Here is a 22,428-nt window from a genome sequence, read left to right as displayed (position 1 = left end):
CTCACTCGGAGGAGGCCGCGGCCTTGCGGGGTGCGGCCTTCTTCGCCGGCGCGGCCTTCTTGGCCGTCGCCTTCTTGGCCGGCGTGGCGGCCTTGGCCGCGGCCTTCTTCGCGGGTGCGGCCTTCTTGGCGGGTGCCTTCTTCGGTGCCGGCCCCTTGGCCCGCTTCTCGGCGATCATCTCGATCGCCTCCTGCAGGGTCAGCTCCTCCGGCGTCTGCCCGCGCCGCAGCGTCACGTTCGTCTCGCCGTCGGTCACGTACGGCCCGAACCGGCCGTCCTTGACCAGCAACGGCTTCTCCGACACCGGGTCGACGCCCTCCAGGTCGCGCAGCGGCGGTTTGGGCGCCCCGCGCTGCCCGCGGACCTTCGGCGCGGCCAGCATCGCCAACGCCTCGTCCAGGGTGACGGTGAACAGCCGCTCCTCGCTCTCCAGCGAGCGGGAGTCCTTGAGCCGCTGGATGAACGGGCCGAACTTGCCGTTACGGGCGATGATCTCGTTGCCCTCGGGGTCCTTGCCGACCACCCGGGGCAGCGACAGCAGCTGCAGCGCCTGCTCCAGGGTGAGGGTCTGCGGCGACTGGCTCTGGAACAGCGACGACTTGCTCTCGCCGGACTGCACGTAGGGGCCGAAGCGGCCGGATTTGACCAGCACCGGCTCGCCGGTCGCCGGGTTGTCGCCGAGCGTCCGGTCGCCGTTGCCGGCCAGGAACAGCTCTTCGACCTTCTCCCGGGTCAGCTCGTCGGGGGCGACGCCCTCCGGGATCGAGGCGCGGTCCTCCGACGCCTCCTCCGCCCCGTCGGCCACCTGGGTGTTACTGCGCTGCAGGTACGGCCCGAACTTGCCGACCCGGACCACGACCTGCCGGTTCTGGTCGTCGGTGAAGAGCGGGATCGAGTTGACCTCGCGCGCGTCGATGGCGCTCAGATCCTCGGTCACCATCTTCTTCAGACCGCCGGCCTTGGCGATCTCCTCGTCCGCCCCGCCGGCCTGGCTGCCGAAGTAGAAAGAGGTGAGGAAGTCGACGGCGGTGTGGTCACCGGACGCGATGTCGTCGAGCTGCCCCTCCATGGCGGCGGTGAAGTTGTAGTCGACCAGCCGGCCGTAGTGGTTCTCCAGCAGGCCGACCACGGCGAAGGCCGGGAAGGTCGGGATCATCGCCTGGCCGCGCTTCTCCACATAGCCGCGGTCCTGGATGGTCTGCATGATCGAGGTGTACGTGGAGGGGCGGCCGATGCCGAGCTCCTCCAGCATCTTGACCAGCGAGGCCTCGGTATACCGCGGCGGCGGTGAGGTGTGGTGGCCCAGCGCGTTCAGCTCGTCGGCGGTCAGCGGCTGGTCCTTCACCAGGTTCGGCAGGCGGCGCTCGGCGTCCTCGGCCTCGGCGTTCTCGTCGTCGGACGACTCGACGTAGGCGCGCAGGAAGCCCGGGTCGGTGATCGTCTTGCCGGAGGCGGCGAAGTCGGCCTCCTCGTTCGCGGTGGAGACGGCGCGGATCCGGACGCTGATCGAGTTACCGATCGCGTCGGTCATCTGCGAGGCGATGGTCCGCCGCCAGATCAGCTCGTAGAGCTTGAACTCGGCGGTGTTCAGCTCCTTGGCCACCTCGCCCGGGGTGCGGAAGTTGTCCCCGGCGGGACGGATCGCCTCGTGCGCCTCCTGCGCGTTCTTCGACTTGGTGGTGTAGCGCCGGGGCTGCGGCGGCACGTTGTTCGCCCCGTACAGCTCGGCGATCTGCCGGCGGGCGGCGGCGATGGCGGTCTCGGAGAGGTTCACCGAGTCCGTCCGCATATAGGTGATGTAGCCCTTCTCGTACAGGCTCTGCGCGGTGCTCATCGTCTGTTTCGAGGAGGACCGCAGCTTGCGGGACGCCTCCTGCTGCAGCGTCGAGGTGGTGAACGGCGCGTACGGCCGGCGGCGGTACGGCTTCTCCTCGACCCGGCTGACCGTGAACGGGCGGTCCGCCAGCCGGGCGGCCAGCCCGCGGGCGCCGTCACCGTCCAGCTGGACCACGGCCGCGCCCGGCTTGAGCTGTCCGGTGGTCGGCTCGAAGTCCTTGCCGCTGGCGATCCGGTCGCCGTCCAGCGCGATCAGCGTGGCGGAGAAGTTGCGCGGGCCGTCGACCGGACCCTGCACGGCCAGCAGCGCCTGGATGTCCCAGTACTCCGCGGAGCGGAACGCCATCCGCTGCCGCTCACGCTCGACCACGATCCGGGTGGCGACCGACTGCACGCGACCCGCGGACAGGCCGCGCATCACCTTTTTCCACAGGACCGGGCTGACCTCGTAGCCGTACAGCCGGTCCAGGATGCGGCGGGCCTCCTGCGCGTCGACCAGCGAACGGTCGATGTCGCGCGGGTTGGCCACGGCCGCCTGGATGGCCGGCTTGGTGATCTCGTGGAAGACCATCCGCTTGACCGGCACCTTGGGTTTGATCGTTTCGATCAGGTGCCAGGCGATCGCCTCGCCCTCGCGGTCCTCATCGGTGGCGAGGAAGATCTCGTCGACCTCCTTGGCCAGCCGCTGCAGCTTGGCGACCTGCTCCCGACGGCCGGCGGAGACCACGTACAGCGCGTGGAAGCCGTTGTCGACGTCGACGCCGAGCCGGGCCCACGGCTGGCCCTTGTACTTGGCCGGGACCTCGTCGGCGTTCTTCGGCAGATCGCGGATGTGCCCGACGGAGGCCTCGACCAGATAGTCGGGCCCCAGATAACCGGCGATCGTCTTGGCCTTCGACGGAGACTCGACGATGACCAGACGGGTCGTCCTGGCGTCACTCGGCACGGCGCTCCCTGCTTTTCGTTCCTGTCGGGCCCTCGGTGTTCCCCGCCCGGCTTCAAGCACAGACGTTCAACGTAACGCGCCGGACGAGTCCTCATTCCCCGGGAACCCCGCAGTCGGATGGTAACGGTCCGGCCACCGCTTGCGTCCGACCGCGACACCGTACACCGGAAGGACACTGTTATGTCGGACACAATCCGGGAAGATCATGCACCCGCGCCGCCGGGCCACAATTCGGACGGGGCCGCCTCCGGCCGGATCCCGACCAGCTCGGTGAGCCGGGTCAGGCGGCGCCGGCCGGCGATCACGTAGGCCCGGCGGTCCTCGGTGACCCGGCCGGCCAGACCGGCCCGGACCAGCGCGGCGTCCACCTCGACGGGGTCCTTGCCCGGGTCCAGGCCCAAGCGGTAGCCGCCCGGGTGGGGGTGGCCCGCGGCGGCCACCCAGAGCCGCAGGCGCGGGCCGGACAGGAACAGCTGGGCGGCGGCCGCGGGCCAGGCCGTCGCGAGGGCGTTCAACCTTCGGGAGTACGCGGTGCGGACCTCGAAACGGGGCGGCGGCTCCTCCGGCGTGTCGGAAGTCTCCCCCTCGGCGGAGCGCTCGTCGCGTACCGCGTCAATCGGGTCTTGATCTTGATCTTCCACCGGGGCCCAGGTGGTCGCCAGACCGCGCGCGACCAGCTCGGCGACCAGCACGTGGACCCGCCAGGCGGCGTCCACGACCACCGACACCCGGGCGGTGCCGCCCATCCGCCCCAACTGCCCCGGACCGGCCAGCAGACCGGCCAGGTCGGCCGGCGACGCCTCGGTGGTCTCCGCGCCGAACATCGACAGCTGCCGCCCGGCCGGCCGCCCGGGCGCGCCACGCTGCGCGGACCGCCGCCCGGCCACCGGAATCGGCGGGGGCAGGGTCTCGCGCGGAATGAGCGGCCAGCCGGTCTCGGGCAGCGACGTCATTGGCACTCGGGCAGCGACTCGAAGGCCCGTCTCAGCTCGACCGAGTCGAGTTTCGAGGTGTCCAGGCCGCTCTGCTCGTACTCACTGTTGAGCCTGTCGACGACCTTGCCGACCTCGGTGTAGAAGCTGGCCGACGGCGCGGTGGCCAGCGCCTGGATGCCGTCGTGGGCCGAACCGTAGGCGTCGCGCATGCCGGCCAGCGAGCCGACGAACGCGTCAGCGATCTTCTTGCCGTCGGTGACATCGGGCACACCGGCGCGCTCCACCCCGGCCCGCGCCGTCTCGCTCGCCGACCGCGCGCCGTCGAAGAGCCGGGCCAGATTCTCCTTCGCCTGACCGGGCGTGGTGCGGGTGGTCATCTGCTGCTGGGTGCGGCTGGTCAGGCTGCTGATCTCGCTGCGCCACGGGCGCAGTGTGCCGCACACGGCAGCCGCCCAGGCCTCGGCGCCGTGCCCGGAGGAGCAGGCGGCCAGCGGCGGGCCCAGCACGAGGACGAGAGCGAGAGAGATCGTTCGGACCGCGCGCATGGGAGCAGCGTACGGCCTCGGTAGGACACTCCACACACCTCGATCAGGTCAATGCGAACGGGCACCCGGCGCGTGCCGGGTGCCCGTCGGGGTGCAGCGTGGACTCAGCCCACGTTGTCCTTGATCCGCGACTGCGCGGCCGCGTCGCTGTGCTGCGCGTCCTGCACCGCCTTGGCGGTGTCCGCGGCGCCGACCGCGGTCGCCCCGGCCGGCTCGTCGCCCATCGCGATCGACTTCCGCTTGCTCCACACCACCGCACCGGTGACCAGGGCCACCGCGATCAGCGCCACGATCACGCGCAGCGGGGTGTTCGCGTCGGCGCCGACGCTCCAGGTCACCACGGCCGGCGCGATCAGCAGCGAGACCAAGTTCATCACCTTGATCAGCGGGTTGATCGCCGGGCCGGCGGTGTCCTTGAACGGGTCACCGACCGTGTCACCGATCACCGTGGCGGCGTGCGCCTCGGAGCCCTTGCCGCCGTGCGCGCCGTCCTCGACCAGCTTCTTCGCGTTGTCCCAGGCGCCACCGGAGTTGGCCAGGAAGACCGCCATCAGCGTGCCGGTGCCGATCGCACCGGCCAGATAGGCGGCCAGCGCGCCGGCGCCCAGCCCGAAGCCCACCGCGATCGGCGCGGTGATCGCCAGCAGACCGGGGGTGAGCAGCTCGCGCTGCGCGTCCCGGGTGCAGATGTCCACCACCCGGCCGTACTCGGGCCGCTGGGTGCGGTCCATGATCCCGGGGAACTCGCGGAACTGCCGCCGCACTTCCATGACCACCGCGCCCGCCGAGCGGGACACCGCGTTGATCGCCAGGCCGGAGAAGAGGAACACCACCGCCGCGCCGATCAGCAGGCCGACCAGGCTGCGCGGGTTCGCGATGTTCAGCAGCTGGTAGATCTGCCCCTGCACGTCGGCGACCTTGGCATCGGTCAGCGAGCTGACCAGGCTGTTGGTGTACGAGCCGAACAGCGCCGTGGCGGCCAGCACCGCGGTCGCGATCGCGATGCCCTTGGTGATCGCCTTGGTGGTGTTGCCCACCGCGTCGAGCTCGGTCAGGATCTGCGCTCCGGTCTCGTCGACGTCACCGGACATCTCGGCGATCCCCTGCGCGTTGTCCGAGATCGGACCGAACGTGTCCATCGCCACGATCACGCCGACCGTGGTGAGCAGGCCGGTGCCGGCCAGCGCCACGGCGAACAGCGACAGGGTCAGCGACGAGCCGCCGAGCAGGAAGGCGCCGTACACGGCGGCGCCGATCAGCAGCGCCGAGTAGACCGCCGACTCCAGGCCGACGCTGATCCCGGCCAGCACCACGGTGGCCGCGCCGGTCTGCGACGACTTGCCGATGTCCTGCACCGGACGCTTGTTGGTCTCGGTGAAGTAGCCGGTCAGCGCCTGGATGGCGGCGGCCAGCACGATGCCGATCACGACCGCGCCGATCGCCACCCACTGCGGGTTGCGGCCGCTGTCCACGATGTCCTTCGCGATCCCGGCATCCCCGAACCCGGCGAACGAATCCGGCAGGTACAGGAAGGTGACCACCGCCACGGCGACCGCCGACACCACCGCGGACAGGTAGAACGCCCGGTTGATCGCGGTCAGGCCGTTGCGGTCGGACGGGCGCAGCCGGGTGATGAACACCCCCAGGATGGCGATCACCACACCGATCGTGGACACGATCAGCGGGAAGATCAGGCCGTCCTGACCGAACGCGGCCTGGCCCAGGATCAGCGCGGCGACCAGGGTCACCGCGTACGACTCGAACAGGTCGGCGGCCATGCCGGCGCAGTCACCGACGTTGTCGCCGACGTTGTCGGCGATCGTCGCGGCGTTGCGCGGGTCGTCCTCCGGAATGTTCTTCTCCACCTTGCCGACCAGGTCGGCGCCGACGTCCGCGGCCTTGGTGAAGATGCCGCCACCGACCCGCATGAACATCGCGAGCAGGGCGGCGCCGAAGCCGAAGCCCTCCAGCACGGTCGGGGCGTCGCTGCGGAAGATCAGCACCACCAGCGCGCCGCCGAACAGGCCCAGGCCCACGGTCAGGAAGCCGACCACACCACCGGTGCGGAAGGCGATGCCCATCGCCGTCTCCCGGCCGCCCGGCTCCCCGGCGGCCGCGGCCACCCGCAGGTTGGCCCGGGTCGCCAGAGCCATCCCGGCGCCGCCGATGAACGAGCTGAAGACCGCGCCCACCACGAAGAAGAGCGACCTGCCGATCTTCACCCAGGTCTCGTTGTCGGTGTCGTGCACCGGCAACAGGAACAGCAGCACGACCGCGATCACCACGAACACGGCGAGCGTCTTGAACTGCCGGAAGAGATAGGCCGAGGCGCCTTCCTGCACGGCGCCGGCGATCTCCTGCATGTTCTTGGTGCCCCGGCCGGTGCGCAGCACCGACTGGACGAACATCGCGGCGAAGCCCAGCGCGATCAGGGCGAACACCAGAGCGACGATGACGAATACGACGTTGGATCCGCTGAGGGACACTCCGCCGCCCCCGGCGGCGAGGTCTATCGAGGTCCCGGACATCAATGTCCTCCTACACACACCGACCGCACCCGGTGGTGGACGAGACCATCGGGTGCATTCCCCTTCAGAGAACGGGGGAACGAAACGACCGGCCCCGCGGGCGCGGGACCAGCGAGTAGCTGATGACTCGCGTACTGTATAGGTCACACGTGGCGATCGTCACACGGCGACCCGGCCGTGTCGCGGTGATGTTCACCGCTGTGTTAGGCCTCTGGTTCGCGGGTATCCGCTTCGGTTGATCTTTTGCCTGGCCAGCGGTCTGCGCTCGCCAGCAGTCAGATATAACCGAAATGTCAGAATTTAAGATAGCGAGAGGCCTGGAGATCGTTTAGCTCCCACGCCGAAGCTCGGTCAAAGATCGAATCGGCGGGCCGGACGGGTGGCAATCAAAGATCAACAGCGAGTTCAGATCTTGATGTCGTGCGCTGCGGCCGATAATTGATCGCCGCTCCCGCCGAGGCCGGGTCACGGCGATCAGGCCGCTGGCGCGGCCCGAACAATCGCCGCCACCCTTCATTGCCCGTGGGTGGTCACCGAGAAACCCGGCGTGCCGCCGCTTCCCTCACGTTGCCGCCTCGCTCGGCGACTTCGTTCAGCCGCCTCGCTCAGCGATCTCGTTCAACCGCCTCGCTCAGGGTTGTTCAGCCGCCTTGTTCAGCGTTCTTGTTCAACCGCCTCGCTCAGCGTTGTTCAGCCGCCTTGTCAGCCGCCTCGCCCAGCGGCTTCGTTCGGCGGCTTGTTCAGCGGCGGGTGACCGGCCAGACCATGCGGACCTCGGTGCCGGCGCCGTCCTCGACCGGGCGCACCTGCAGGTCGTCGACAAAACCGGCGAGCAGGGCGAAGCCCACCCCGGTCGTCAGGTCGTCCTCGGTGAGCGACTCGGCGGCCAGTTCGTCCGGCGGCAGTTTGGTGAGACCGATGCTGGCCTCGATCGGGGCGTGGTCGATGACCCGCACCGTGTACGACCCGGAGTCGGACATCTCCACCGTGACCAGGTCAGCCAGCCCGTATTGCCGGTGCAGCGCGACCGCACGGGTGCAGGCTTCGCCGATCGCCAGGCGCACCTCGTCGAGCAGTGCCTCGTCGACACCCGCCCGGCGGGCGACCGCCACGCCGACGAGCCGGGCGGTGCGAACGTGCACCGGCGCCGGCGAGAAGGACAGCCGAACCGTAGCCATCACGAAGCGGGACCGCTGCCGTTGCGTTCGGTCGCGGCCTCGACCGTCGAATAGATCGGGAAGACCTGGTCCAGCGCGGTGATCCGGAAAATCTTGAGAAGTGGCTCCTTGGCGCAGACCAGGCCGAAGGTGCCCTGCGCGGTCCGCAGCCTCTTCAACGCACCGACCAGCACGCCGAGTCCGGTGGAATCGAGGAACTCGACCCGTTCCAGATCGACCACCACGTCCCGGGCGCCGGCGTCGACCAGCTCGATCAGGCGCTCGCGCAGCCGTGGAGCGGTGTAAACGTCGACCTCACCACCGACCTCGAGCACCGTGTGCCCGGCAACGGTCCGGGTCGCCAGCGACAGCTCCATCGGTCCTCCTCCCTGATCTCCCCCGCGAATCTAACCACCGACCGGCATCGGGCGACGCGTGGCACCCACCGTCCTACCCGTTTGGGGCCGGGCGCATACCGACGTCCGCCACTCCCTTCGCAGCACCGGAACGGTTTGGGAACGGCGGGTCGATGGTGTCAGAGTGCTTGGCGTGACTGCCACCGCCTCCGGTCCCGCCGAGCTCCTGCACCGCCTCCGGGCCCGGGCCGGCAACGCCGGGCAGTCCCCGATCACCCACGTCGAGCGGGTCCCGGCCCGCACCGGCAGGCCCGCGCCGTGGCCGTCCTGGACCCACCCCGAGGTGCGTGAAGCCTTCGCGCGCCAGGGCATCACCGCGCCGTGGCAGCACCAGGCGGACGCCGCCGGCCTCGCCTTCGAGGGCACCCATGTGGTGCTGGCCACCGGCACCGCCTCCGGCAAGTCGCTGGCCTACCAGCTGCCGGCACTGACCGCTCTCACCACCGATCCGAAGGCGACCGTCCTCTACCTGGCCCCCACCAAGGCGCTCGCGGCCGACCAGCTCCGCAAACTGACCCGCCTCGGCCTGGCCGACATCCGCCCGGCCGCCCTGGACGGCGACGTGCCCCGCGAGGAGCGCGAGTGGATCCGCCAGCACGCCCGTTTCCTGCTCACCAACCCGGACATGCTGCACCACTCGCTGCTCCCCGGCCACTCCCGGTGGGCCACGTTCTTCCGCCGCCTGACCTACGTCGTCATCGACGAATGCCACGCCTACCGGGGCGTCTTCGGTTCGCATGTGGCCCACGTCCTGCGCCGCCTGCGCCGCACCACCGCCCGTTACGGCGGCTCCCCCACGTTCATCCTGGCCTCCGCCACGTCCGGCGACCCGGCCGGCAGCACCTCCCGCCTGCTCGGCACCCCGGTGACCGCGGTAACCGAAGACGCCTCCCCCCGCGGCGCGGTCACCTTCGCCCTGTGGGAGCCGCCGCTGCTCCCCCCGGAGCCCGCCACTCCCACCTTCGTGCCCCCGCCGACGATTCCCGTCCCGGCCCAGCCCACCGCCCCGGCCGTTGCCCCGGCCCGGCCCACCGCCGCGGCCCGGCACACCGACTCCTCCCGGCCCACCGCCGCGGCCCGGCCCACCGACTCCTCCCGGCTCGCCGCCGCGGCCCGGCCCACCGAGCCGCTCACCCCCGCGGCGCTGTCTCCGCTGGCCGTTCCGCCTCCCGAGGCCGATTTCGACGAACTGGATCTGCCGCCGGTGCGACGGTCGGCGCTGCGGGAGACCGCGGATCTGCTCACCGACGCCGTCATCGCCGGCACCCGGACGCTGGCTTTCGTCCGGTCCCGGCGCGGCGCCGAGGTGGTCGCCGCGGTGGCCCGTCGTTCCCTGGACGAGGTGGTTCCCGGCCTGGGTTCCCGGGTCGCCGCCTACCGCGGTGGCTACCTGCGGGAGGACCGCCGTGCCATCGAACGCGCCCTACTCGCCGGCGACCTGCTCGGTCTCGCCTCCACCAACGCCTTGGAGCTCGGCGTCGACCTGGCCGGCCTGGACGCGGTCCTGATCTGCGGCTGGCCCGGCACCCGGGCTTCGCTGTGGCAGCAGGCCGGGCGCGCGGGCCGGGCCGGCGGTGCGGCCCTGGCCGTCCTGATCGCCCGCGACGATCCGCTGGACACCTACCTGGTGCACCATCCGGAGGCCCTGTTCGGCCATCCGGTCGAAGCGACCGTCCTGGACCCGGCCAACCCGTACGTCCTGGGCCCGCAACTCTGCTGCGCCGCCTCCGAAGCCCCGCTGACCGAGAAGGACCTGCCCCTTTTCGGCCCCGCCACCCGCCCGGTGATCGATCAGCTGGTCGCCGAGGGCGCCCTCCGCCGCCGCCCGTCCGGCTGGTACTGGACCGAACGCGGCCGCCCCGACGTGGACCTGCGCGGCTCGGGCGGCGCCCCGGTCCAGGTGGTCGAAGCCGCCACCGGCCGCCTGCTCGGCACCGTCGACCAGGGCTCCTCCCACGTGATGCTCCACGAGGGCGCGGTCCACCTGCACCAGGGCACCACCTACGTGGTCGACGAGCTGGACCTGGAGGACGCGACCGCCCTGGTCCACCAGGAGGACCCGGACTGGAGCACGCACGCCCGCGACGTCACCGACGTGTCGGTGGTCCGGGTGTTCTCCTACGCCGACGCCGGCCCGGTCGGCCTGTTCCTCGGCGAGGTCGACGTGACCAGCCAGGTCGTCTCCTACCAGCGCCGCCGCCTGGGCAGTGGCGAGGTGATCGACATCCGCCCGCTGGATCTGCCGGTCCGCGAGCTGCGCACCGTCGCCGTCTGGTTCACCGTTTCCCCGCAGGCCCTGGCCGCCGCCGGCATCGAGCCGAACGACGTCCCCGGCGCGCTGCACGCCGCCGAGCACGCGGCTATCGGCCTGCTCCCGCTGATGGCCACCTGCGATCGCTGGGACATCGGTGGCCTGTCCACCGCCAACCACCCGGACACCGAGGCCCCCACCGTCTTCGTCTACGACGGCCACCCGGGCGGTGCCGGTTTCGCCGAACGCGCCCACGCCACCGCCGCCGCCTGGCTCACCGCCACCCGCGAAGCCATCGCCGCCTGTGCCTGTGACTCCGGCTGCCCGTCCTGCGTCCAGTCCCCGAAGTGCGGAAACGGCAACAACCCCCTTTCCAAGCCCGGCGCGCTCAAAGTCCTCGACACCGTCCTCGCCGCCCTCCCCGAAACCCCCTGACCGCCCCGCCCTCTCTCCGGGCCGGCCAGGATCCGTCGCTGTCACCGGCCCGTCAACCGGGCCGGCACGGGCCACGGCTGTGGCGGCCGCGCGCACCGAGGGAACCGGCACTTCCGTCCGGACCACCACCTCAAGCCCGGTCACCTCGCACGAGGTCAGCCGCGCACCGTTCGCCCCCGCGTATCGCGCCGCGGCCGCACAAGCCGCCCCCGCCCCCTCGACGGCATGACCGGCTCCGGCGAGCGCCGCGAAGTCCGCCGCATTGCGCGCGGCGTGCCGGGCCACCCTGGCCTCCGCCACTGCGGCGCCCGCCATCCCGGCCGCCACCAGAAACAGCCCCACCGCCAGCACGAAGATCGAAGCCGACCCCCGATCACGGCCACCGGCCGCCACCGGCCTCACCCGCCGAGCCATCGGCCTCATCCCCTTTCCCAGGCCCGCCGCGCTCCCCCTGCCTCGCGGTCACCTCAACGTCGACCTTCGATGGGCTGCGGGCCGGGTTCCCGGGCGGCGACCGCGGAGCCCACCACCCGGATCCCGGGCAGCCGGGCGCCGAGCACACGAACCCGCACGGTCACCGTCGCCGTGACGCTGTCCCGATCTCCGACCACCCGGATGTCAGCCCCGTCCGGAGCCGTCCGGGCCGCCGAAACCGAATGCTCGCCCCGCGCCTCGGCCAGAGCGGCCTCCCGGGCGGCATCCAGGCATTGCGCCTTGGTGACCACCGCGGTCACCGCCGTGATCCCGGCGAACATCAGCACCACCAGCGCCGGCAGCCCGGCCGCGAGCTCCACCGTGAACGCACCCCGATCCCGGCCGGGCCCGCGTCCTGCGCGCCGATGCCCGTCCCGTCCCCGGCCGGCCCGCCGGCGCCCGATCACTTCAGCGCCCGAAGAATCATGGTGTTCAGTGCGCTCTGGATCGACGTGCTGGTCAGCACCTTGCACAGGAGCAGTGCGAGGCCGGCCGCCCCGAGAACCCCCACCGCGTACTCCACGGTGCTGTATCCGGCGTCGACCGCCTCCATGCGCAGCCGCCGGAACGTCATGACGAATCGATGCAAAAGAATCCTCCTGAGTCGGGAGAAGCGGCCGGATGCCGCGCCTCGGGTCACGCTTCAACGCCTTCACAGCAACCGGCCGAGCACGGCGATCAGCACCGGCACCAGGCCGGCCAGCAGGAAGGCGGGCAGAAAACACAGTCCGAGCGGCAGGACGATGAACACCGCCGCGCGTTCCGCCGCCGCCTGCGTCGCCACCGCACGGTCGGCCCGCAGATCACCGGCGAGCCGTTCGAGCGCTGCGGCGAGCGCCCCGCCGCTGGCGCTGGACCGGATCGCCGTCGCGGTCAGCCGGTCCGCGCCGGGCAGGCCGGCCAGGTGCGCCCACGCTTCGGCCGGCCCGGCACCGAGTCGCAGCGACCGGGCGGTCCGTTGCATGCGCGCACCGAGCGGCCCGCCCACCGCGTCGGCGACCGCGGCTGCGGCCCGGTCCACCGGCGCGCCGGCCCGCAACGCCGCGGCCAACAGGTCCACGCCGAGTGGCAGGTCCGCACCCGCCTGGTGACGTTCCCGCCGGACGTCGGCCGGTTCCTGGTTCCGCAGCGCGCGTTCCACGCCGATCGCGGTCACCAACCCGACCGGCAGGCCCCACCAGCCGCCGACCAGACCGGCGGCCGAGGCACCGGCGAGCAACCCGAGCAAGGCATGCCGTCGCCGCGCCGGCACCGGGTCGGCAGCCACATCCGGCGACCTCGACCGGGCCGCATCGGAAAGCCCTGCCGATCGCAATCGCCCCAGCCGGCGTCCGGCCCGCCCCCACCGGCTCATGTGCCCACCTCCATCGGATGGCCCGCTGCCGACGGCGAAGCTCTCCACCGGACCATCCGAACCACCCGGAGAGTCCGGCCGGCCCGAACCGACCGGGCCCGCTGATCGCGCCGAGCGGCTCGGGTCCGCCGCGGAGCGGGCACGACCCGGCTCCCCCGGCGCACCGGGACAGCCGCTCGACAGGCGCTGCCTGAACCGCCCGCCCCGAGCAGCGCCGCGACGCAACACTCGCGCAGCGGCACCCGAACCGGCCCACCCGGCCGCAGCACCGCCGACGCCCCGCACACCGCCGGCTCTCCACATCCGGCCGCCGCTCCCGGCGACGCGGGCACCCCGCACGGCTCGGTCATCGGCGCGGCCCGTTCGCGATCCGCCGCGCCCACTGCAGTCCGGCGAGCTGCAACGCCAGCGCTCCGATCGCGCAGACCGCCCCCAACCGCGTACGCAGCAGGATGTGCAGCGAGTCGGCACCGATCGCGTACCCGAGGCCGAGGCCACCCACCGGAAGCACCGCCAGCAGCAGGGATGTCGCCTGCACCCCCGCCGCCTGGGCGGCGGCCGACGCGCGTGCCCGGTCCGCGGCCCGCGCGTCCGCCTCGATCCGCTCCAGCAGATCGGCCGCGGGCGCCCCGGTGCGCTCGGCGAGACGCCACACCGTGGCGCTGAGCCGCGCGATCCGCTCGTCGCCGTCCAGCCCGGTCGACGGCACGCCGAACCCCGGCGGCAACCCGGCCCGCAGATCCGCCACCAGGGACGACAGCGCGTCCAGCGCCGCCAGACGGCCGGCCGCGGCCCGCTTCTGCCGAGTCCGGCGCACCCATGCGGCCCCGCCGATCCCCGCGTAGACCGCCCCGCCGACGGCCGCGACCGGCCCGCCGGCCACCAGCGCGACCAGTGCCGTCGCTCCGGCGAGAGCGGCCGCCCCGCGCCGGTCGGGTTCCGGCAGCCGCGGCCGAGGCAGCCGGAGTCCGGGTGACCGCCCGGAGAGCCGGGCCAGCGTCCCGGCTCGTGGCCAGGCGATCACCACCGCGCAGCCGAGCAGGCAGGCCACCAGCACCGCGATCATGACGCCGCCGGCACCGGTGGAGCGGTGATCCCGCGGGCCCGCAGCATCCGCGCGAACGGACCGGGCCCGGGGCCGGTGGTCCGGTCCCAGGCGGTCACCACGGAGGTGAGCCGTTCGGTCCCGGCGGGCACCAGGATGCCGATCGATTCCAGCAGCCGTGCGCCACCGACCCGCCGGAGGTGCAACACCACCTGCAGGGCGGCCAGCACCTGCGCGTGCAGCGCGGCCCGGGGCAGCCCGCCGAGCAGCCCAAGCGCTTCCAGCCGGGCCGGTACGTCGCCCGGGGCGTTGGCGTGCAGTGTTCCCGCGCCGCCGTCGTGCCCGGTGTTCAGCGCCCCGAGCAGGTCGACGATCTCGGGGCCACGGCACTCCCCGATGACCAGCCGGTCGGGGCGCATCCGCAGCGCCTGCCGCACCAGGTCGGTCAGCCCGATCGCGCCGGCGCCCTCCACATTCGCCGTGCGGGCCTGCAACGCCACCACGTGCGGGTGCACCGGGCGCAGCTCGGCCGCGTCCTCGACCAGCACGATCCGCTCGGTCGGCGGGACCAGCCCGAGCAGGGTGGCGAGCAGAGTGGTCTTGCCGCTGCCGGTGCCGCCGGTGACCAGGTAGGCCAGCCCGGCGGCGACGACAGCTTCGAGCAGTGGCGCGGCCGCGGCCGGCACCGTCGCGTGGGTGACCAGGTCGCCGAGGCTGAACGGGCGCTGCCGGAAGGTCCGCAGCGAAAGGTACGGCCCGTGGGTGGCGACCGGGGGCAGCACGGCGTGCAGGCGGGTGCCGTCGGGCAGCCGCGCGTCCGCGTACGGCTGGCCGTCGTCGAGCCGCCGCCCGCAGGCCGCGACCAGCCGCTGGGCAAGCCGCCGCACGTCCTCCGGATCGCCGAGCCGCACCGCGGCCCGCTGCAACCCGGCGCCCCGGTCGACCCAGACCTGCACGCCGTTCACCAGCACGTCGGTGACCAGCGGGTCGCTGAGCAGCGGCGCGAGCGGACCGGCCCCGATCATCTGGTCGCGCACCCGGTCGGCGAGGCGCAGCACGGCGTGGTCACCGAGGACCTCACCGTCCCGGCGCACCGCGCTCACCACGGCCGCCGGGGTGGCTTCCACCCCGTCGTAGGCGAGCTGCCGCCGCACCCGGTCGACCACGCTCATGCCGCCACCGCCGGCGGCCGCATCAGTTCGTCGACCAGCCGCCGGCAGAGCTCGGCGAGCGGCCCTTTCCCGCTCGTGGCCGGCGCTGTCCCGCGTTCGAGGTCCTGGCACATCGCCGGGTCGGGCCGCAGCGCCCCGGCCAGGGGCAGACCGAGCGTCTGCGCGATGTCGCGGGGCCGCAGTCGCCCGGGGGCGGGCCCGCGCACCACGACCGAGACCTGCTCGCAGTGCGGCCGGATCTGGGCCAGGGTCCGTGCCGCGGCCGCTGTGGCCCGCAGCTCGGCGGGGACCACCAGCAGGGTCCGGTCGGCGGCCTGCAGGGCCAGCGCCGCGGCGTCGTCGAGTTGCCGGGGTAGGTCGGCGACGATCACGTCGCGACCGCGCCGGGCGGCGTCCAGGGTGGCGGCCATCGCCTCGGCCGGCACCCCGGTCATCTGGTCCCGGTCGAAGGAGAGCAGCACCAGGTCGCCGCGGTGTGGCAGTGCGTTGAGCAGGGCCGGCGGGTCGACCCGGCCGCCGGCCCCGGCGAGCCCGGGCCAGCGCAGGCCGCTGACCTGCTCCCAGCCGAGCACCAGGTCGAGGCCGCCGCCGAGTGGGTCGGCGTCGATCAGCAGGGTGCGGCGGCCCGCGGCGACCGCGGTCCCGGCGAGTCCGGCGGCGAGGATGCTGGCCCCGGCGCCGCCGCGGCCGCCGATCACGGCGAGGGTGCGGGAGACGGCGGGCGGCCGGGGCCGGGTGGCGAGTTGCTCGATCAGCCACGGCTCGGCCTCGGGCAGCGCCGCGACGTGCTCGGCGCCGAGGGATTCCGCTGTGGGCCACAGTCCCTCGGGTGGGCTGCCGCGCAGCACGACGATCACCCGGGATCGGCGGGGCAGCCGGGCCCGCGCGCAGGCCACGGCCAGGTCGGCGCCGATCAGCACGATCGGGGCGGACGGGAAGCGGAGTCGGGCGGCGGCCGGGTCGGCGGCCACGTCCGCCTCGCTGTCCGCGGCCGCGGCCAGCCGCAGCAGGTCGTCGAGGAGGTCGCCGTCGGCGGTGACCAGGAGTGGGCGGAGCGGCTGGGGCATCGCGGCCTCCGGTGGTGAGCGCGGGTTCGGGCCCGCCCAACCTCCCGGGCGGCGCCGGTCCCGGGCAATCACGATCTGCCGGCCTGTGGATAACTCGGAGCGCTGTGGACAACTCCCGCGGGTCGGTGGGATCTGCTATGCGGGCGGGCTCTCCACCTTCGGCGAATGGACCGGCCCGAGTTGGGTATGTTGTGCCGACACGGACCGATGGAGTGGGGTATGGAGAGCTCGATCCGGACCACGCTCGCGGACGACGGCACGGTCACGATCACAGTGTTCGGAGAGATCGACTTCTCCAATGCCGACGAGGTTGCCGACGGCATCCGGCACGCGGTCGCCGACTGGTCACCGCCGCTGGTCCAGATCGACCTGCGGGATGCGTCGTTCATCGACTCGACCGGCCTCGGCGCACTGATCGACGGCTACCGAACCGCCACGGAGAGCAACGTTCGATACCTGGTGATCAACGCCAGCCCCACTTTCCGGCGCGTTCTCACCGTGACCGGGCTCAGCGGTTTCTTCGGGGTCACGGACAGCTTCGAGGAGAGCGCCGGCCAGGCGCACGCGACCGGCGCCTGAGCCCCCATGAAGGGAACGACCCCCGCCGGGGGAGACGGGGGTCGTCCTGGGATTCGGCTCCGGGGGGGTCGAGCCGAATCAACTCGGCCACCGCGGGGGCGCGGCCGCCGAGAGCCATATCGGTGAGGCATACGGGACGCGACGGTAACAACACTCTTCCCCATCGCAAACACAAGTCTGCCTCAGACTGAGGCAGCCGTCGAGTACCGAATGTGACTCAATGAAGCGTCCCTGCCTGTCTGCCCGATTTCACTGCGCGTCACGGGAAACGGGTGCTCGCGGATCGACGGGTTGCGGCTACACTTTCGGCCCGTGGGCCCCAGCGCCGCGTTTTTCGACCTCGACAAGACCGTCATCGCCAAGTCCAGCGCACTGGCCTTCGGACGGCCGTTCTATCGGGATGGCCTGATCACCCGCCGTGACGTGGTGAAATCCGCCTATGCCCAGCTGATGTTCCGGCTCGGCGGCGGCACCGACGAGCAGGCGATGGCCCGCACCCGTGACTATCTGGCCACGCTCTGCAAGGGCTGGCGGATCGAGCAGGTGCAACAGATTGTCGCGGAGACCCTCAACGAGCTGATCAATCCGTACGTCTACGCCGAGGCCGCCGCGCTCATCGCCGAGCACCAGGCGGCCGGCCGTGACGTGGTGCTCGTCTCGGCGTCCGGCGACGAGATGGTCCGTCCGATCGGCGAGCTGCTCGGCATCTCCGACGTGATCGCCACCCGGATGGCCATCGTCGACGGGCGATACAGCGGCGACGTCGAGTTCTACGCGGCCGGCCCGGCCAAGGTCGTCGGCATCCGTGCGCTGGCCGCCACCCGCGGCTACGACCTCGGCCAGTGCTTCGCCTATTCGGATTCCAGCAGTGACCTGCCGATGCTCGAAGCGGTCGGCCACCCCAGCGTCGTGAACCCGGACCGCGCCCTGCGCCGCGTCGCCGCCGAACGCTCCTGGCCGGTGCTGGAGTTCCGCCACCCGATCGCCCTCGGCAAACGCCTCCGCGACCGCCCGGCCGTCCCGGTCGCCGCCGCCCTCGGCGTCGGCGTCGGCGTCGCCATCGGCTTCGCCCTCTACGGCCGCCACCGCCGCGCCCGAGCCGCCGCGGCCTGAGACGCCCCACCCGCCTGCGGCCGCGGCCCGAGACCGCTCCCCTTCAAAACCCGATTGCGGCGGTACGCCGTCAAGCTCCCCACCGCACCGAACCCACCGCCCCGCACAGTGGACGCCAACCCACCGCCCCGCGGTTCGGGCGCAGCGGCAGGCACAAAGCGCTCGCGATGCAGGCGCAGCGGGGCTGCAACGGGCGGTGGTTTTCGGTTCAGTGGGCACACGCGGATGTAGGACCGGAGGGCTGAGCGTTCTGGACGCGTAGCGGCCAGCTCGGCCCGCAGGGACCCTCGGCGGGAGCGGCGGTCGGTGATCAGCGCGGACATACGACATCATGAATTTGATCTTGAATGGGATCGTGTACCGGCACCGCCCCGGCGTCCCCCGGAAGCTGCTGCAATGCGATGACCAGCGCGGATGTCTTCGGTCTGAGTAATCGATGATCACCAGATTTGCTGGCCCGATACCTGGCGATCATGCCGGGAGCGGCGTAGAAAGGAGTCGCGGGGCCAACGAGAAATCGGCACCACCGGCAGTCGGAGTCACCGGCTTTCCGGGCGTCCAGGATCACTGGATGGCCGATCTGCTGGACGGTCGATGATCGGGTCTCGTGCACGGCCACCGGGAACCCACGCGCGATCAGCCACGGCAGGCACGTTGCGACGGGACCTCCGCCACAGGTGGTGCTTCCGCCTTCATGGGGATCATCGCCACCAGGCTGCTGGACCGTCGACAACGACCCAGGTGCACGCTTGATAACCCGGTCCGGACGCGCGAAGCCGGCGCCCCCGACAGGGACGCCGGCTCTTCACTTCCCGAGGATGAATCCGATCCCGGCGACGTCGGAAGCTTGCCGGTGAATCCGATCCCGGCGACTTCGGAAGCCTGCCGGGGACGGATCATAGGATCCGAGACCCGGGGACGGATCAGGGGATCCGAGACGTATGCAGTGCTGCCACGACCTGCGACCGACGCCCGGCCCGCAGCCATCGCGGCCTATCGCGCCGCCTGGTGACGGTGGCGGATCTCCTGGTAGACGGCGCGGAAGACCTTGGGCCGCGAGTGGAAGTCGACCCCCCGCTCCCACAACTCGGTGTTGATCGTCGCCCCGTCCAGCCGCTCCAGCAGGACCGTGTTGCCGCCCTCGATCTCCCACGGCCCGAGCCGATGGGTCGCGCGGTGCAACCGGACCCCGGCGATGTCCCGCCAGCGCAGCATCCGGGAGCGCAGCAGGCCGCGGACGAGCACGCCGTCCGGGCTGACGTAGACGCCGAGTTGCAGGATCCGCCAGGCGCCGATCACCCAGACCGCGGCGAGCAGGCAGGCGACCACCCGCACGCCGTGGCCCATCAGGTCGAACTGCCGGACGCTGGCCCAGGTCAGCATCGTCAGGGCGAACGCCTCCCAGGCGATGACCAGCCACCGGCCGGTGCCGGGGTCGTAGGGACGCACCCAGTTGTCAGCCACCCGGAAATTATGCGACGCCGATTCGATCTCAGGTCAGACGGATGCCAATACCGAGTCGCCGATGGCGGTGATCTCCTCGGCGCCGGCGGTGATCGCCGCGGCGTAGTGGCGCAGCCAGGAGCGGACGCCGTCCGGGGTGCCGGTGGCGTAGGCGCCGGCCGAGCCGACGTATTCGGGTTCGCGGGCGAGGTGGCCGGTTTCGACGCCGACCAGGCCGCGCGGGTCGAAGCCGCGGCCGATCAGGGTGAGCCGGGCGGCGGCGCGGGCGACGACGCCGGCCGGGCCGGCGAACGGGCGCAGGGTGATCAGCTCGGCGTGCACGATCGCGGCGAGCAGCAGCGGCGGGGTCTCCTCGTTGCCGGCGACCAGGCCGGCGAGGGCGTCGATGCGTTCGGCGCCGCCGGTGAGCCGGCCCAGCTCGTCGGCCGGGACGACGCCGCGGGCGGCGAGCACGTGAAGCTTGGCAAGGACCTGGCGGGGAGCACGGGGCCAGAGGTCGACCAGGCCGCCGAGGCCCTCGGCGACCCGCAGGGCGCCCTGCACGACCGGGTCGGTGATCGTGCCGGCCCGCACGTCGTCGAGGTCGTGGACGTTGCCTTCCAGGGCGGCGCTGGCGACCGCGGCGCGCAGGCTGGCCTCGGCGGCGACCTGGCCGCCGTGCCGCCGCAGGGCCCGGTGCCGCATGGCGGTGTCGACGCTGTCCCGGGCCGCGGCCAGGGCCGGAGCGACGTCAGCGAGATCGAGCAGGGGAGCTAGTGGATCCACCTGCACACGGTAACCGGTAAAACCGCGGAAACGCGGGGTGCACAAATACGAGTGGAACTGGCAAGATTCGCGCAGTACCAATCACCTACGCGTCATCCGGCGCGCACCCACTAGTGTGCAACGTAGAGACCCCGGTCATGGCAGAGGAGCCGCCCTCATGAGCGAGACACTGGAGAATTTGTACTCGGAGACGCGGCAGTTCCCGCCGCCCGCCGACCTCGCGGCCGGCGCCAACGTCAAGGCCGAGGCGTACGAGGAGGCGGCTGCCGACCGGCTCGCCTACTGGGAGCGCCAGGCCGAGCGTCTGACCTGGGCGAAGCCGTGGGATCAGGTGCTGGACTGGTCCCACCCGCCGTTCGCCAAGTGGTTCGTCGGCGGCGAGCTGAACGTGGCGTACAACTGCGTCGACCGGCACGTCGAGGCCGGCCACGGCGACAAGGTCGCCATCCACTGGGAGGGCGAGCCGGGCGATACCCGCACGGTGACGTACGCCGAGCTGCTGAAGCTGGTCTCGCAGGCGGCCAACACGCTGACCGAGCTGGGCGTGCGCGCCGGCGACCGGGTCGCCATCTACCTGCCGATGATCCCCGAGGCCGCGGTGGCGATGCTCGCCTGCGCCCGGATCGGCGCCACGCACAGCGTGGTCTTCGGCGGCTTCTCGGTGGAGGCGCTCGCCACCCGGATCCAGGACGCCGACGCCAAGGTCGTGATCACCGCCGACGGTGGCTACCGGCGCGGCAAGCCGTCCGCGCTGAAGCCGACCGTCGACGAGGCGGTGGCCCGCTGCGCGAGCATCGAGCACGTGCTGGTGGTCCGCCGCACCGGGCAGGAGGTCGCCTGGACGGCCAAGGACAAGTGGTGGCACGAAACGGTCGAGAATGCCGGCTCGGAGCACGTGGCGCAGCCGTTCGACGCCGAGCACCCGCTCTTCATCCTTTACACCTCGGGCACGACCGGTAAGCCGAAGGGCATCCTGCACACCACGGGCGGATACCTGACGCAGACGTCGTACACCCATGATGCGGTCTTCGACCTGAAGCCGGAGTCGGACGTCTACTGGTGCACCGCCGACATCGGCTGGGTCACCGGGCACTCCTACATCGTGTACGGGCCGCTCTCCAACGGTGCCACCCAGGTGATGTACGAGGGCACCCCGGACACCCCGGACCGCGGCCGGTTCTGGCAGATCGTCGACAAGTACAAGGTGTCCATCCTGTACACCGCGCCCACGCTGATCCGCACCATGATGAAGTGGGGCGACGACATCCCGGCGAAGTACGACCTGTCCTCGCTGCGCGTGCTGGGCAGCGTCGGCGAGCCGATCAACCCCGAGGCCTGGATGTGGTACCGGGAGCACGTCGGCCACGAGCGCACCCCGGTGGTCGACACCTGGTGGCAGACCGAGACCGGCGCCGTGATGATCTCCCCGCTGCCGGGGGTGACCGCGGCCAAGCCCGGTTCGGCGATGACCGCCCTGCCCGGGATCAGCGCCGACGTGGTCGACGACACCGCGACCCCGGTGCCGAACGGCGGCGGTGGCTTCCTGGTGCTGACCGAGCCGTGGCCGTCGATGCTGCGCACCATCTGGGGCGACGACCAGCGGTTCATCGACACGTACTGGTCCCGGTTCGGCGCGGGCGCCGGCAACGGCGACAAGTGGATCTACTTCGCCGGTGACGGGGCGAAGAAGGACGAGGACGGCGCGCTCTGGCTGCTCGGCCGGGTCGACGACGTGATGCTGGTGTCCGGGCACAACATCTCCACCACCGAGGTGGAGTCGGCGCTGGTCTCGCACCCGTCGGTGGCCGAGGCCGCGGTGGTCGGCGCCACCGACCCGACGACCGGCCAGGCGATCGTGGCGTTCGCCATCCCGCGCGGTCACGTGGCGACCGAGGGCGCCGCCGGCCAGGAGCTCATCCAGGAGCTGCGCAACCACGTGGCCAAGACGCTCGGGCCGATCGCCAAGCCCCGCCAGATCATGCTGGTCGCGGAGCTGCCGAAGACCCGGTCCGGCAAGATCATGCGCCGCCTGCTGCGCGACGTGGCGGAGAACCGCTCGCTCGGCGACGTCACCACCCTGCAGGACTCGACGGTGATGGACCTGATCAGCTCCGGCATGAAGTCGTCCACATCGGAGGACTGAAGCCCGCTGCGGGAGGGCCGGTGACGCCGCACGCGTCGCCGGCCTTCCGGCTTCCCGACGCCGATGTTATGGCGCCGGCATACCACGTAACCATCATCTATCAATCGCGATCTCCCACCCCGTACATCGACTGATTTACCTACGTTCAGAGGCAGTCCCGAACCACGGGATCGTTTACGCCTGGCCGTCGCTGCACCCAGCGT

General features: G+C 72.0%; 18 protein-coding genes and 1 pseudogene. 4 read left to right on the top strand and 15 right to left on the bottom strand.

Annotated elements, in window-relative coordinates:
• Position 1: 1 nt before the first annotated feature.
• The 6 genes from topA to ACSP50_RS01905 form a co-directional block, all read right to left on the bottom strand.
• Positions 2 to 2,782: a type I DNA topoisomerase gene (topA, locus tag ACSP50_RS01930; protein ID WP_014687466.1), complete on the bottom strand. Its 2,781-nt coding sequence runs from the start codon at positions 2,780 to 2,782 to the stop codon at positions 2 to 4.
• Positions 2,783 to 2,985: 203 nt separating this feature from the next.
• Entirely contained in the window at positions 2,986 to 3,735 is a 750-nt protein-coding gene (locus tag ACSP50_RS01925; protein ID WP_014687465.1) for a hypothetical protein, read from the bottom strand.
• Positions 3,732 to 4,262, bottom strand: coding sequence for a hypothetical protein (locus ACSP50_RS01920; protein ID WP_014687464.1), 531 nt, complete (start codon positions 4,260 to 4,262; stop codon positions 3,732 to 3,734). The genes ACSP50_RS01925 and ACSP50_RS01920 overlap by 4 nt, the downstream gene beginning before the upstream one ends.
• 104 nt (positions 4,263 to 4,366) lie before the next feature.
• Positions 4,367 to 6,790: a sodium-translocating pyrophosphatase gene (locus ACSP50_RS01915; protein ID WP_014687463.1), complete on the bottom strand. Its 2,424-nt coding sequence runs from the start codon at positions 6,788 to 6,790 to the stop codon at positions 4,367 to 4,369.
• A 740-nt stretch (positions 6,791 to 7,530) separates the two neighbouring features.
• The gene (locus tag ACSP50_RS01910; RefSeq protein ID WP_043510685.1) at positions 7,531 to 7,971 is read right to left on the bottom strand and encodes an ATP-binding protein; all 441 of its coding nucleotides are present in this window, start codon (positions 7,969 to 7,971) and stop codon (positions 7,531 to 7,533) included.
• Positions 7,968 to 8,324 (bottom strand): STAS domain-containing protein, encoded by a 357-nt coding sequence (locus ACSP50_RS01905; protein ID WP_014687461.1) that lies wholly within the window; start codon positions 8,322 to 8,324, stop codon positions 7,968 to 7,970. Before ACSP50_RS01905 ends, ACSP50_RS01910 begins: the two co-directional genes overlap by 4 nt.
• 172 nt (positions 8,325 to 8,496) lie before the next feature.
• On the opposite strand from ACSP50_RS01905, the gene ACSP50_RS01900 reads away from it, so the two are divergent.
• Positions 8,497 to 11,049 carry a DEAD/DEAH box helicase gene (locus tag ACSP50_RS01900; protein ID WP_014687460.1) on the top strand — a complete coding sequence of 851 codons (2,553 nt, stop codon included), beginning with the start codon at positions 8,497 to 8,499 and terminating at the stop codon, positions 11,047 to 11,049.
• Positions 11,050 to 11,166: 117 nt separating this feature from the next.
• Here ACSP50_RS01900 and ACSP50_RS43670 read toward each other — a convergent pair.
• The 7 genes and pseudogenes from ACSP50_RS43670 to ssd all read right to left on the bottom strand — a co-directional run.
• Positions 11,167 to 11,364 (bottom strand): annotated as a pseudogene (locus tag ACSP50_RS43670) (Rv3654c family TadE-like protein); the annotation flags it as partial.
• A gap of 152 nt (positions 11,365 to 11,516) precedes the next feature.
• Complete coding sequence (locus ACSP50_RS01890) at positions 11,517 to 11,843, bottom strand: TadE family type IV pilus minor pilin (RefSeq protein ID WP_014687459.1); 327 nt, start codon at positions 11,841 to 11,843, stop codon at positions 11,517 to 11,519.
• A gap of 83 nt (positions 11,844 to 11,926) precedes the next feature.
• Positions 11,927 to 12,097 (bottom strand): DUF4244 domain-containing protein, encoded by a 171-nt coding sequence (locus ACSP50_RS01885; RefSeq protein WP_080127698.1) that lies wholly within the window; start codon positions 12,095 to 12,097, stop codon positions 11,927 to 11,929.
• A gap of 78 nt (positions 12,098 to 12,175) precedes the next feature.
• Entirely contained in the window at positions 12,176 to 12,790 is a 615-nt protein-coding gene (locus ACSP50_RS01880; protein WP_231956840.1) for a type II secretion system F family protein, read from the bottom strand.
• Between the two features lie 433 nt (positions 12,791 to 13,223).
• Positions 13,224 to 13,943 (bottom strand): type II secretion system F family protein, encoded by a 720-nt coding sequence (locus ACSP50_RS01875; protein ID WP_014687456.1) that lies wholly within the window; start codon positions 13,941 to 13,943, stop codon positions 13,224 to 13,226.
• Entirely contained in the window at positions 13,940 to 15,094 is a 1,155-nt protein-coding gene (locus ACSP50_RS01870; RefSeq protein WP_014687455.1) for a TadA family conjugal transfer-associated ATPase, read from the bottom strand. Before ACSP50_RS01870 ends, ACSP50_RS01875 begins: the two co-directional genes overlap by 4 nt.
• Complete coding sequence (gene ssd / locus ACSP50_RS01865) at positions 15,091 to 16,161, bottom strand: septum site-determining protein Ssd (RefSeq protein ID WP_014687454.1); 1,071 nt, start codon at positions 16,159 to 16,161, stop codon at positions 15,091 to 15,093. The genes ACSP50_RS01870 and ssd overlap by 4 nt, the downstream gene beginning before the upstream one ends.
• Before the next feature lie 219 nt (positions 16,162 to 16,380).
• Here ssd and ACSP50_RS01860 point away from each other — a divergent pair, with 219 nt between their 5' ends.
• Positions 16,381 to 16,740, top strand: a complete 360-nt coding sequence (locus tag ACSP50_RS01860; protein WP_014687453.1) for an STAS domain-containing protein — start codon at positions 16,381 to 16,383, stop codon at positions 16,738 to 16,740.
• A 312-nt stretch (positions 16,741 to 17,052) separates the two neighbouring features.
• Positions 17,053 to 17,853: an HAD family phosphatase gene (locus tag ACSP50_RS01855; protein WP_014687452.1), complete on the top strand. Its 801-nt coding sequence runs from the start codon at positions 17,053 to 17,055 to the stop codon at positions 17,851 to 17,853.
• 993 nt (positions 17,854 to 18,846) lie between these two features.
• On the opposite strand, the gene ACSP50_RS01850 is transcribed toward ACSP50_RS01855, so the two are convergent.
• Positions 18,847 to 19,317 carry a PH domain-containing protein gene (locus ACSP50_RS01850; RefSeq protein WP_014687451.1) on the bottom strand — a complete coding sequence of 157 codons (471 nt, stop codon included), beginning with the start codon at positions 19,315 to 19,317 and terminating at the stop codon, positions 18,847 to 18,849.
• 33 nt (positions 19,318 to 19,350) lie between these two features.
• Positions 19,351 to 20,088, bottom strand: coding sequence for a hypothetical protein (locus ACSP50_RS01845; protein WP_014687450.1), 738 nt, complete (start codon positions 20,086 to 20,088; stop codon positions 19,351 to 19,353).
• A 151-nt stretch (positions 20,089 to 20,239) separates the two neighbouring features.
• Between ACSP50_RS01845 and acs the strand changes: the two genes are divergently transcribed.
• Complete coding sequence (gene acs, locus ACSP50_RS01840; protein ID WP_014687449.1) at positions 20,240 to 22,225, top strand: acetate--CoA ligase; 1,986 nt, start codon at positions 20,240 to 20,242, stop codon at positions 22,223 to 22,225.
• Positions 22,226 to 22,428 lie beyond the last annotated feature (203 nt).

It is taken from the genome of Actinoplanes sp. SE50/110, from assembly GCF_900119315.1.
GTDB lineage: Bacteria > Actinomycetota > Actinomycetes > Mycobacteriales > Micromonosporaceae > Actinoplanes.
Note: the sequence above shows the minus strand (reverse complement) of the source record. Positions and strands in the feature narration are given on the sequence as shown.

Coding starts and splice junctions, on each gene's coding strand:
- ACSP50_RS01860 (WP_014687453.1), top strand. CDS start 16,381: ATGGAGAGCTCGATCCGGACCACGCTCGCGGACGACGGCACGGTCACG.
- ACSP50_RS01915 (WP_014687463.1), bottom strand. CDS start 6,790: ATGTCCGGGACCTCGATAGACCTCGCCGCCGGGGGCGGCGGAGTGTCC.
- ACSP50_RS01870 (WP_014687455.1), bottom strand. CDS start 15,094: ATGAGCGTGGTCGACCGGGTGCGGCGGCAGCTCGCCTACGACGGGGTG.
- acs (WP_014687449.1), top strand. CDS start 20,240: ATGAGCGAGACACTGGAGAATTTGTACTCGGAGACGCGGCAGTTCCCG.
- ACSP50_RS01885 (WP_080127698.1), bottom strand. CDS start 12,097: ATGACGTTCCGGCGGCTGCGCATGGAGGCGGTCGACGCCGGATACAGC.
- ACSP50_RS01925 (WP_014687465.1), bottom strand. CDS start 3,735: ATGACGTCGCTGCCCGAGACCGGCTGGCCGCTCATTCCGCGCGAGACC.
- ssd (WP_014687454.1), bottom strand. CDS start 16,161: ATGCCCCAGCCGCTCCGCCCACTCCTGGTCACCGCCGACGGCGACCTC.
- ACSP50_RS01875 (WP_014687456.1), bottom strand. CDS start 13,943: ATGATCGCGGTGCTGGTGGCCTGCCTGCTCGGCTGCGCGGTGGTGATC.
- ACSP50_RS01920 (WP_014687464.1), bottom strand. CDS start 4,262: ATGCGCGCGGTCCGAACGATCTCTCTCGCTCTCGTCCTCGTGCTGGGC.
- ACSP50_RS01905 (WP_014687461.1), bottom strand. CDS start 8,324: ATGGAGCTGTCGCTGGCGACCCGGACCGTTGCCGGGCACACGGTGCTC.